11 protein-coding genes are annotated in these 10,983 nt (G+C 56.0%); 2 read left to right on the top strand and 9 right to left on the bottom strand.

Annotated elements, in window-relative coordinates; translation table 11 throughout:
* Positions 1-1,048 (bottom strand): carbohydrate binding domain-containing protein (locus PAT3040_RS37675; protein ID WP_507763382.1); only part of this gene is annotated, 1,048 nt, incomplete at its 3' end.
* A gap of 266 nt (positions 1,049-1,314) precedes the next feature.
* Between PAT3040_RS37675 and PAT3040_RS31015 the strand changes: the two genes are divergently transcribed.
* Positions 1,315-2,115 carry an FkbM family methyltransferase gene (locus PAT3040_RS31015; protein WP_181376944.1) on the top strand — a complete coding sequence of 267 codons (801 nt, stop codon included), beginning with the start codon at positions 1,315-1,317 and terminating at the stop codon, positions 2,113-2,115.
* 100 nt (positions 2,116-2,215) lie between these two features.
* On the opposite strand, the gene PAT3040_RS31010 is transcribed toward PAT3040_RS31015, so the two are convergent.
* The 6 genes from PAT3040_RS31010 to PAT3040_RS30985 all read right to left on the bottom strand — a co-directional run bounded on the left by PAT3040_RS31010 (position 2,216) and on the right by PAT3040_RS30985 (position 8,335).
* Positions 2,216-3,160 (bottom strand): glycosyltransferase family protein, encoded by a 945-nt coding sequence (locus tag PAT3040_RS31010; protein ID WP_108995712.1) that lies wholly within the window; start codon positions 3,158-3,160, stop codon positions 2,216-2,218.
* Positions 3,153-3,878 carry an acyltransferase gene (locus PAT3040_RS31005; RefSeq protein ID WP_108995711.1) on the bottom strand — a complete coding sequence of 242 codons (726 nt, stop codon included), beginning with the start codon at positions 3,876-3,878 and terminating at the stop codon, positions 3,153-3,155. The genes PAT3040_RS31010 and PAT3040_RS31005 overlap by 8 nt, the downstream gene beginning before the upstream one ends.
* Before the next feature lie 15 nt (positions 3,879-3,893).
* Positions 3,894-4,994, bottom strand: coding sequence for a DegT/DnrJ/EryC1/StrS family aminotransferase (locus tag PAT3040_RS31000; RefSeq protein WP_108995710.1), 1,101 nt, complete (start codon positions 4,992-4,994; stop codon positions 3,894-3,896).
* Between the two features lies 1 nt (position 4,995).
* Positions 4,996-6,102 (bottom strand): Gfo/Idh/MocA family protein, encoded by a 1,107-nt coding sequence (locus PAT3040_RS30995; protein WP_108995709.1) that lies wholly within the window; start codon positions 6,100-6,102, stop codon positions 4,996-4,998.
* Positions 6,099-7,421, bottom strand: a complete 1,323-nt coding sequence (locus PAT3040_RS30990; RefSeq protein WP_258235248.1) for a nucleotide sugar dehydrogenase — start codon at positions 7,419-7,421, stop codon at positions 6,099-6,101. Before PAT3040_RS30990 ends, PAT3040_RS30995 begins: the two co-directional genes overlap by 4 nt.
* A 158-nt stretch (positions 7,422-7,579) precedes the next feature.
* Entirely contained in the window at positions 7,580-8,335 is a 756-nt protein-coding gene (locus PAT3040_RS30985) for a YhcN/YlaJ family sporulation lipoprotein (protein WP_087571532.1), read from the bottom strand.
* A gap of 224 nt (positions 8,336-8,559) precedes the next feature.
* Between PAT3040_RS30985 and PAT3040_RS30980 the strand changes: the two genes are divergently transcribed.
* Positions 8,560-9,579 carry a ketoacyl-ACP synthase III gene (locus PAT3040_RS30980; RefSeq protein WP_108995708.1) on the top strand — a complete coding sequence of 340 codons (1,020 nt, stop codon included), beginning with the start codon at positions 8,560-8,562 and terminating at the stop codon, positions 9,577-9,579.
* A gap of 69 nt (positions 9,580-9,648) precedes the next feature.
* On the opposite strand, the gene PAT3040_RS30975 is transcribed toward PAT3040_RS30980, so the two are convergent.
* Together PAT3040_RS30975 and PAT3040_RS30970 are read right to left on the bottom strand one after the other, a co-directional pair.
* Complete coding sequence (locus PAT3040_RS30975; protein WP_108995707.1) at positions 9,649-10,380, bottom strand: GT-D fold domain-containing glycosyltransferase; 732 nt, start codon at positions 10,378-10,380, stop codon at positions 9,649-9,651.
* Positions 10,381-10,420: 40 nt separating this feature from the next.
* The coding region (locus tag PAT3040_RS30970) for an FAD-dependent oxidoreductase (RefSeq protein WP_146200610.1) at positions 10,421-10,983 on the bottom strand (563 nt) is incomplete at its 5' end.

The following is a 10,983-nucleotide window of genomic DNA, read 5'->3' as shown; positions in this document are numbered from 1 at the left end:
CTGCGGCTACGAGATCCGCCGCGATGGCAGGAAGCTTGTAGAGCAGCAGAGTACCGGCGCTGCCTGCTGCAAGACCCAGCCATTCTTTGATCAGCCCTACTATGTACAATACGTAAATATAACCTGGCGGGTAGTCGACGAATATATCGGTATGGTAGAAACCCGCAATGCCCTCTTTCACCACTTGATCCGACCAGAACGTAAAAAGCGCGATGTCGTTGGCGTACCCCTCATGGCTAAGTCCAATTGCGATTCGAACCGCTAACGCGGCGGCAAAGCCTCCGTATAACAATAGATCGCGAACCCTGTTATTGCCCCGCAGCCGGTCCTGCTGCCTCAGGAGCGCATTCCGGACGACCGCGAAAAAGGCCGTAAACAATGCGGCGAACAGCAGCGTCGAAAGGATCGACACCTTAATCGGCGCCTGCTCCTGTTCGTCGCCGCCGCTGACCGGCGAAGACGCAAGCGAGAATTCGACCGCTCCCGCCGGCGTCTCGCCGACTTCCTCGACCGACACGCCGTCGAATGCGGCGCTTCCGGCATTAATGCTGCCGTAGCCCCCCACGCTGACGCCGATCGTGATTTCCTTCTGATCCTTGGCCGTTCGTCCGTAATACTCCAGGTAAGACCATTGACCGCCTGTGTCGTGAACTTGCGGGTATTGGACCGCCACTCCCTCTACGGACAGATAAGCGCCGTAAGCGTCAAGACGCAGCCCCTCCGCCTTAACGTAACCGGAGATTCGGTACAGCTTGTCCGATTCAACCCGGACCGTCTGAATAAATCTGGCATGATTATCGCCATGATTTCGAATGGATGCCGCTCCTTCGCCCGACTGGGCGGAGCCAAGCTCGACCGAATATTCGGTAGAAACATCGTCTTTGATCCAGGCTTCAGTCGTCCAATTGACCGGCATCCCGCCCTCGGATTGCTCGAAGTCGCCGTTCACGACCAGGTTGCCTGCCGCATGCGCGGGGAGGACGCTGCAGAGCCAGAGTGCCAGCAGCATCAGCGGAATAGTCAAGCGGCGTAGACCAGCTTTCTTCATCTCGGTTCACATTCTCCTTCATCTATCTCATCTAGATTCTCTATAAAATATGGCAGTCGTTACAATCATACAGATTCACTTTATCGAATGGAGATGCCGAGGTCAATGTCCGCGGGCAAAATACTGTTGAATTATTCCAAACAGAAGCATGCTCCCCCTTTCAAATGGTTGTGAATCTAGTACGGGCAGCCCGTTCGCGGAATACGTTAATAGAAACGTTCCGAACCGGGACGGCTCTCTCACTTCCGAAGGAGGCAGTCACCAACATGCATAAAATCATAATGAACGGCACCGGTCATGCTATGTATGTCAATCCGGGCGATAAGCGTGGCGGCAGAATGAAGCGGTACGCCGGCTTGTCCCAACCCGCCGTGACGGCATTTTGGCGCAAGGCCGTGAGCCTGCTGGAGCCGGCCATCGTGGTGGACGCGGGTGCCAATTATGGAGAGATCCTGCTGTCCGCTCAATATCCCGTTTATACCGAGATCGTGGCGATCGAGGCCAACGAAGGACTGCGTCCCTACTTGCTTCGGTCGATCGGCGATCATCCCAACAGCCGTCAGATGAAGGCGGTATTCGCCTTCGTATCGGATGAGGCGGATAACACGATATCCTTCTACGTCGACCAGTCGCACTCCGGCCTTTCCTCGGGCCACCCTTCCGGCTCGCGTGCCGTCAAATCAACCTCCATCGGTACCGTCACGATCGACAGCCTGTTCCAGGATCGTATCATTCAGGGTGGAACCTTGTTATTCAAGATGGACGTGGAAGGGTTCGAATGGCAAGCCATAAAGGGCATGAGCAAGCTGCTGGACAGCTGCGCCGGCGCGATCGGCTGCATCGAATTTAACCGCAGCTACATGATCGAAAAAGGCATCGACCTGAACGTGTTTATCGATTTCCTCTCCGAGCGGTTTCTGCTTTACGCGCCGGACGCGAGTGGACGACTCATCCCGCTGGAAACTCCGGTGCACGAAAGCATCGCAAGACACTTCAATGCGGACAAAACCTGCAACGACCTTGTGCTCTCCACAAGCGCCGAGCTCGTAAGCAAGCTGGAGAGCTGAAACACGACAATAAACGGCGCCGCCAAAGGGAACCAAGCTTCCCCTGGCAGCGCCGTTTGCATTTGTGACAGAGCCTCAAAGCAGCACCTGCCTCTCTCTATCAGCCACCTCGCCCCGCAAGAGCATCCTTCACGATCCCGACGAACTCTCGCGCTCTGGCGCCGTTGCTATGATAGCGATGGACAAAGTCGTACCCCCGTTCCGTAATGGCGTTCCTCGCCTCCGCATCCGCGCGATACCGCCTCGCAAGCTCCAGTATGCCGGTACGTCCGCAGGCTACGAAGTTGTCTCCGTCCTTAAAGCCCAGCTCTTCGATGTCCGGATTGCTCTCCGCCAGCATCAGCGTCCTGCAGCCCGGAATTTCGAAAAACTTGGCAACGGGGATTTCCAGCACGCTGCCGCAAGTGAAGGCTATCATGGAACCGTTAATGGCCCGCGCGTACGTATCATGCACGAACAGTCCCGGCCGGTAAGGCGTCCGGTGCCCGGGATGGCGGTAATGGACAAATCCCTCTTCCCGCGACATAGCCTTTAGTACTGCGGAACGGAACGGGTATTTTTCCTCCATTAATCCCATGAGCGAATAAGCCGTGTCCTTGGGCAAGCCGTAATCCCGGATCATCTCCGGATTGACGCCGAACGGCAACCAGCGGAATCGCGGCAGCATCCCCGGGAACGCCTTGAGGAAGGGATATTTGCTGGCGGATAAAATAAGATCCGGCTTCGCATTACGTTCGAAATATTCCTTTCTGGCGGCAGGCAGGTAATGGACGTCCAGCACGTAACACGCCTTCAAAATATCGACGTTCTCCAGTCCCGTGATATGGGGGGCAAAAGCGTTTCGCCATTCGATGTCGTAATGGAAAATAACGTCCGGCCTCTCCGGCAAACTTTCCAATATGGCGCGAATATCCCCGTCCTTGCTCCAATACGTCACTTCGGCGACATCTTCGATCGCCTTCAACATATCGAATTTGTGCACATGTTTCGGATATGTCTCGTCGAACCGCTTCACGAGCATCAGTACCTTAAGCCGCCTATCCATGCCTTTGATTCTCCAGCCACTGATCTTCCGGCACATCTCTTAGTTTGCGAGCGGGATTGCCCGCTACGATCGTCCGCTCCGGCACATCCTTTGTCACGACGCTTCCTGCCGCCACGACGCCGTCCCGATGGATGACCCTGCCCGGCAAAATCGTCGCGCCCGCTCCGATCCTGCCTCCCTGCTTAACCGTCACTCCCTTGAACTTGGAAAATCTGGCGGAGGAACGCGCCAAATAATTGTCGTTGGTCGTCACGACGCAGGGGGCGACGAATACGTCGTCCTCCAGCACGGAATATGCGCAGATATAGCTGTTCGTCTCCAGCTTGCAGCGAGCGCCGACCTCGCAGTCGTTCTCGATGGCGGCGCCGCGTCCCACTATCGTCCCCGTCCCGACCCGGACCCGTTCGCGCACCGTCGCCAAATCCGCCACCAGGACGTCCGGCTGCAGCCACGCCCCCCGATAGATAATCGCTCCCGTTCCGATCGTGCAGCCCTTCTCGATAAACGTCGGATGCAGGACGACGCCGTCGCTTGTCGTCGCGGATCGTTTGGCCTTCATGGGGAGCTTGCCGATCACGGCATGATCGTGAATGCGGACATCGTCTCCAATGACGGTATCGTCGTGGATGACGGCGCCATGGCCGATCGTAACCCCGGCCCCGATCACGACGCCGCGTCCAAGCGTGACGCCATCTCCGATCCTTGTCGTACCGCTCATCCCTCTCACTCTCCCTTACGTGTATTGAATCACCTTGGAGATGATATAATCCTGCTGCTCCCTTGTCAGATGCGGCGAAAGCGGCAGCGCGAACGAATGGGCGCAGGTTTTCTCCGTTACAGGCAGATCGCCCGCCTTGTAGCCGAGAAACGTCAGCGCCTGCTGCAAATGCAGCGGACACGGGTAATAATGACCGGACGATATGCCGTCTCCCTTGAGCCTCTCCATCAGCTCGTCGCGATGCTCGTATTGCGCGGCGTAAAGATGGTACACGTGCTCTGCCTTATCCATGACCGCAGGCAGTCTCAGCGGGGTATGTCGCAATCCGTTATTATAATATTCAGCCGCCTGCCTTCTACGATCGTTCCACTCCTCCAGTCTCTTAAGCTTCACTCTGATGATGGCCGCCTGAAGTGGATCCAGCCTGCTGTTGACGCCGATTGTTTCGTGAAAATATTTTTTACGGCTGCCATGCCGGGCAAGCAGCCTGGCTTCGTTGGCAATCCGTTCGTTATTCGTGACGATGATGCCTCCGTCTCCGTAACCCCCCAGATTTTTTGTCGGGAAAAAGGAAATGCAGCCCGCGTCTCCCATGGCGCCGACAGGACGGCCTTCCAGCGTCGCCCCGATGGCTTGACAGGCATCCTCGATCAGTTTGAGGCCATGCCGCTCCGCCAGGGAGGAAAAGGCCGACATGTCTGCCGGCTGGCCGAAAATATGAACAGGCAAAATCGCTTTGGTACGCGGCGTAATGCGCTGCTCCGTGTCTAAGGGACACATGTTGTACGTTGCGGGATCAATATCTGCGAACACGGGAACGGCTCCCCGGCGCACGATCGCCTCCGCCGTAGCGAAAAACGTGAACGCCGTCGTGACGACCTCGTCGCCAGGTCCGATGCCGGCCGCCTCCAGCGCAAGCGCCAGCGCATCCGTACCGTTCGCGACCGATACGGCATAAGCAGCGCCGGTCAATGCCGCGATCTCGGCCTCAAGCCCTTCGACCTCGGGTCCCGCGATATATTCGCCGCTGGCCATAACGCGCAGGAAAGCAGCGTCGATCTCGTCCTTCAGTTCCCGATATTGAGCGCGCAAATCGATTAACGGAATTTTTTCCATCCTACCCCTTCTCCCTCCAGACCATGCCGCCCATATGAAACTCCTCGTTGATCGGCAGCTCCACGACAAGACCGCTCTTTATCGATTGATAGATGCCAAGCACGGCCTCCAGCGCGGGAAGAGTCGACTCGGCCGAAGCGATGGGCGACTCCCCGCCACGGATGGCGGTCAAAAGCTCGCGATAAAGCGGCGTATGCGAAAGCTTGATATCCGTGTCAGGTACCTTTGATAAAGTCCGTTGCTCGAAAACAGAGTCGGCGCCCTCCGAACCATGGTTATGTTCGAAGGTCCATACCGCCGCTTCTTGCAAGGCCGTGCCCTCAAAGGATGCAGTGCCGCGAGAGCCGAACAGGCTGATGGAAGTGCCTAACGTTCGGGGATAGACGCCCGTTGACGCCTCGATAATGCCGACAGCCCCGCTTTTGAACCGCAGCAGCGCCGCTCCGACATTTTCGACGCCGATAAACTGGCCATGGATGCCGGCAAGCGCATATACGGATTGGAGCGGACCCAGCAGCCAGATCAGCAGATCGACATAATGAATGCACTGGTTTATGAACAAACCGCCGCCCTTGCTCCAATCCTCGCGCCACGGCCCGCTTCTGTAATAGGTTATATCGCGATTCCATCTCATCGCAACGGCGCCGTGACCGATCTCGCCGAACCGTCCCTCCTCAATTGCAGCTTTCATCGCGGCAATTCGCGGGGAATAACGCGCTTGAAAGGACACGGCCAGCTCCAGCTTTTTTGCTCGGGCAAGACGGATAAGCTCCCTTGCCTCGCCCATGGACAGCGCAAGCGGCTTTTCGACCAGCACATGTTTGCCCGCTTCAAGTGAACGCAGCGCGATCCGGGCATGGGAGTCGCTGCTCGTCGCGACGACAACAAGATCGAGCTCCGGTCGTGTCAGCATTTCATCGATATCCGTATGCAGCGTTGCTCCCGGGAACCGCGGGATTCCAGCGCGAAAGGCGAAAACGCGGAGACGCTCCTCCGAGATGTCGCAAAGCGCCGCGATCTCCGCCCCGCCGCCCAACTCGGCAATAGCCGCAACATGTTTTTCCGCAATAGCCCCGCATCCGATAATCGCAATTCGCATCAAAGTCATGAAACGCCCCCGCCCCCAAGCCTCATCGTAACGGCGCGCCCCCCGCGGCCTTTCGTCACATTGCGGGTATCGTAAATCAGCGGCGCATGCTCCATCATCAGATCAAGCGGCATGCCGCTGTGATCCGTCGCAATAATGACGCCGTCGATGCTCGCCAAAAATTCAGGCGTCAGCTCGGTTCTCTGAAGCTTCTTCTCTCCGACCGCAAGTTCGCTGATATAGGGGTCATAGTAATAAACCTTGGTTCCTTCCAGCATAAGAAGCTTCATGATATCGATCGATGCCGACTCGCGGCTGTCCGCAATATCGGACTTATAGGCCGCCCCGTATACAAGGATGGAGGAGCCGGCCAGCGTCTTGGGAGCAACGCCTTGCTTTAGCCGCTGCACGACATACAGCGGCATTCGGTGGTTGATGCCGTTCGCCAAGCCGATAAAGTCCGAGCTCATGCCGTATTGCTTCAGCTTCCATTGCAGATAGGAAGGATCGACGGGAATGCAATGGCCGCCAATGCCAGGACCTGGATAGAAGGGATGATAACCGAACGGCTTCGTCGATGCGGCCTGAACAACCTCCCAAATGTCGAGCCCCAACGTATCGCAGGCGATTGCCATTTCATTAATAAACGAGATATTGACGAGCCTGTAGGCATTTTCCATGATCTTAGTCATCTCGGCTGCATCCGTGCTGGAGACGGGATGGACGGCCGGGAATACACGACGATACAGCTCGGATACTTTCTCCAGGCAGCGATCGCTTATGCCGCTTACGATCTTGGGGATACGATGGATGGGGAAGTCCGCATTGCCGGGATCGACCCGCTCCGGGGAATACGCGACATGGAAGTCTTCGCCCGCCCGCAGACCCGACTTGGCCAGCAGCGGCAGAAGCACTTCCCTGGTCGTACCGGGGTAAGTCGAGCTCTCCAAGACGACGAGCTGCCCCTTTTGCAATTCGGCGCCTGCTTGGGTCGCCGCCATCTTCAGGTAGGCGAGATCGGGCGTGCCGTAAGCCGTCAGCGGCGTCGGCACGCAGATGATGATGGCCTCGGCTGCTCGAGCTGCGGAATGCTGCGTTGTCGGAATCAATCGCTCTGCAATCGCCTCGTTAATCACTGCGTCTTCTATTTCACGGATATAGCTTTTGCCATTCTGAAGCTTGCTAATTTTAGAAACATCAGGATCGATTCCGATCACTCGAAATCCTTGCTCGGCGAATAGCAGAGCCAGTGGCAGCCCCACGTAGCCCAATCCCAATATCGCCACGGTTCGTCGCTCGTCCGCAGACTCGATGTGATGCTCCTCCTTTATTGATGTCAATTCTCTCGCCTCTTTCCCAGCATGGATATGAAACAGCTAGAATACTATATGACCGGGCAAGCTGTGACGAATGGACGAAACGACAAAAAACCGCCTCCGATGGGAGCGCGGCGGCGGCTGCCCGGAGACGGTCCTATAAATACGTGTTCAAACTCAGCTTATTCCAGCAATCTGCCGCTGAATCGATGGCCATATGGCCGAATCAGCTCATCGCTGCTTTTAGTCGTTCGCGGCGGGAAGATTCGTTCAACCATTCCGTTAAACTCCATAATATAATGCTGAACGGGGAAGCCTTGCAGGGAATCGTTCTGATATGCGTTCATCCGGCCTACGAAATCAGGGTTCGCGGACACGTACACCAGCTCGATATTGGGCCTCATGGCTTTGAGTGCCGAAGAAACCTTTTCCGTCAGCTCGTCGTTCAATCGTTCCTGGCCTGTCGACAGGGTTCCAATCCGTCTGCCGGCCTCCGTTCCCTTGGCTCCGGACAAGCCCATGTAAGTACGGCTTAGCGTGCCGATTCCGTCGCCGCTTGCCTCCTTGTCCAATGATACCGCCACGTAGGCGTTATAATCCGCGAGCATGACGACCGCATGATGAATGCCCGCCACCTCTTGCACCAGCTTCTCGCCGAATTCCGGCTTGATTTCCAGCCGATAATTGCGATGCGTGCCAACGAGATTGTTGCTGCTCAGCCTGCGGCCATTGACCCGGTTCATTTCGTTTTTCTGATCATCCGCGAATCGTTTGTCCGTCAGCAGCCGATTGCCATTCGCATCGTAACGCACTTCATTTGTGCGCAAATTTTTATTGCCAAGATCGCCTTGCTTCTCCATAGAGCAGCCGCCAAGCATGCCTCCAAGCACGATGCATGCCGTTAGCAGCGTCCAAGCGCCGCGAGAGCGGATTATCATAATCAATCCTCCTCCTGTTCGTCATCCGATAATGATACCTTTGCGACAGATTCCAGTCTTATCGTTTGCCGAAAGGAGAGAGGTTATTCGTATGATCAGTGTTGACCAGCGTTGATCAGCGTCTGCGGATCTCATTGACAGCCGTATTTACAGAAGGTATGATATTAGTATCAGATATTAGTACCAGGTGCCAATAAAAAATATACGAAAGGTTGTGTAGACCCATGAGCAGAGAAACCGATATCGCAAGCAATGCCGCTTACCGCTCCAACTCCCGTATTGCTGCAATAGGAACTTATTTGCCGGACAATGTCATGACCAACGTTGACCTGGAGAAGCTGGTCGATACCTCTGATGAGTGGATCGTGCAGCGGACCGGCATACGCGAACGCCGAATTTCGGCGCCGCATCAATATACCAGCGATTTGGCCTACCGCGCTGTTGCGGACCTGGCTTCCAGGTATGATGTGCAACTGGACGATGTTGATTACATTATTGTAGCCACCTCCACGCCAGATACCATATTCCCCAGCATCGCGGCTGGCATTCAGGCCACATTTGGCATCGCTCAATGCGGAGCAATCGATATTCAGGCCGCCTGCGCGGGTTTCACCGCAGGTCTGCAGCTCGCAAACGGGCTTCTCATGACCGGGCTTCATCATAAAATATTGGTCGTAGGTGCCGATGCCTTGTCCAAAATTACGGACTATACCGATCGTACGACCTGCATTTTGTTCGGCGACGGAGCAGGCGCCGTGTTGGTGGAACGAACCGCGGATGGAGAGGGAAACTTCCTGGCTTCCTTCGCCCGGACCGACGGCAACGGCGGACGGCATGTCTACGCCAGCCATTTGTCCTCGCGAATCGGCGAATACGATCTTGTGCCGAGCGGCAAGCTTGTTCAAAATGGACGCGAGGTGTACCGTTGGGCGCTTTCCAGCGTCTCGGAAGGAATTTCGGAGCTGCTTGAGAGCGCAGGCCTGGCTGCGCATCAAGTGGATTGGTTTGCTCCGCATAACGCCAATCAGCGAATCATCGAGGCGTTATGCGAGCGATGCGGCTTCACAGAGGATCAAGCTCTGTCTTCTATTGCGAAGTATGGCAACACGTCAGCCGCCTCTATCCCGCTTGCGATGGATGACGCCGTCAAGGACGGAAGACTGCAATCAGGGCACCGCGTTCTGCTTCACGGCTTCGGCGGGGGCTTGACTCAAGCGGGCGTTATCCTTCGCTGGTCAATCTAAAGGCGCAATATGAGCCATACCATGGAGTTCATGCCTCTCTCCATGGTATGGCTCTTCGTCTTGTCAATTTTATTGAAGTTTTACGCTGGAAATAATCTGGGAGCCGATGCCGAAATCCATGGCCACCTTCCCCGTCCGCTTCGTAATTTCGTGCGCAAGCACGACAGCATTGACGCCGCAGGAAACTAGGGCGATATCGAATTCGTCCTGCCTGCTTTCGATCTTGGCCAGCGTCTCGTCCATCATTTCATACCTTTCGAAGGGCAGCGTGAACGGAATGCTCAGATTGTACGGCGGCCGAATAAGCCGCTGCTTTGTGCCTCCGGCCCATCTGGAGATCAAAATGACGCGGCTGCCCTGCTCCGACAGCATTTCCCAGAAGGGCTTGAAATAGATCAGCTCGCGATTGACGATTGCATTGCACAACGCTTTGGGCTGCAATCCGAAGTGGTCGAAGATTTTGTCCGTAAGCGGACGTTTATGATTGGGATGCGCCCTGATCGTATTGTCGTTCTGCGCCAGAACGCCTACGATATCGGCTTCCTTGATCGCCTCCACCATACGGTCGCGAATTTCGATATTGGGAATACGAACGCCTTTGCGGCCCTCGTTTGCGATTTTCACCCACAACTGGCTTAGTGTCTCCTGCATCGTGTAGACCGATTCCTGCGACAGCACGAAATTTTCGCCGTCCCCAATTCGGACGAGAAAGAAAGGGTTTTTGTTGGACAGCGAATCCCGGATCCTCTCCACGATGATTTCCTTCGCCAGCAATTGATCGTTGGTAATATGGGATATCAATGCAATCCGCACCTCCGGGGCTTCTACATGTTTTCATGCATCAATATATGTGCCCTGCCGTTGCTTGCTTGGACCCTTGTCTTGCCGTAAACCTTGCCGGAGCAAAAGGGGCTAGTCCCGCTAGCGTCTTCTCATCCGGCTCGCCGTCCAGCAGATCGGCGATAAGCCGGCCCGTTGCCGGACTTAACAAGATGCCGTTGCGGTAATGTCCGGCAGCCATCAGCCACTCTCCCTCGCCTCCCGCAGCTCCGATTAGCGGCATCCCATCCGGTGTGGCAGGACGCAATCCTGCCCAGCCAAATGCAGGCTTAACACCCCTAAGATCCGGCAGAAAGCGGTCGGTTGCCCTCGTTAATCGTCCAATGCCATGCTCTGTTACGCTGGTTTCATAACCGGCTACATCCTCCGATGCCCCGCAGACGACCGTGCCGTTCCGCTTGCTTACCCAGTAGGCCTGACTGGTGAATACGATGTGCCGCAAAGGTTCGCTCCATTGCGCGGGAGAGAGATACGAACAGATTTGGCCCCTTATAGGATGGACGGGCAGATTCAGACCCAAATGTTGTTCGTATGCCGAGGACCATGCACCGGGACATAGAACGA

It is taken from the genome of Paenibacillus agaridevorans, from assembly GCF_003112455.1.
GTDB classification, from domain to species: domain Bacteria; phylum Bacillota; class Bacilli; order Paenibacillales; family Paenibacillaceae; genus Pristimantibacillus; species Pristimantibacillus agaridevorans.
This window is presented reverse-complemented; position numbering and strand designations above follow the sequence as displayed.

Coding starts and splice junctions, on each gene's coding strand:
- PAT3040_RS31005 (WP_108995711.1), bottom strand. CDS start 3,878: ATGAGCGGTACGACAAGGATCGGAGATGGCGTCACGCTTGGACGCGGC.
- PAT3040_RS31015 (WP_181376944.1), top strand. CDS start 1,315: ATGCATAAAATCATAATGAACGGCACCGGTCATGCTATGTATGTCAAT.
- PAT3040_RS31010 (WP_108995712.1), bottom strand. CDS start 3,160: ATGGATAGGCGGCTTAAGGTACTGATGCTCGTGAAGCGGTTCGACGAG.
- PAT3040_RS30995 (WP_108995709.1), bottom strand. CDS start 6,102: ATGACTTTGATGCGAATTGCGATTATCGGATGCGGGGCTATTGCGGAA.
- PAT3040_RS30985 (WP_087571532.1), bottom strand. CDS start 8,335: ATGATAATCCGCTCTCGCGGCGCTTGGACGCTGCTAACGGCATGCATC.
- PAT3040_RS31000 (WP_108995710.1), bottom strand. CDS start 4,994: ATGGAAAAAATTCCGTTAATCGATTTGCGCGCTCAATATCGGGAACTG.
- PAT3040_RS30980 (WP_108995708.1), top strand. CDS start 8,560: ATGAGCAGAGAAACCGATATCGCAAGCAATGCCGCTTACCGCTCCAAC.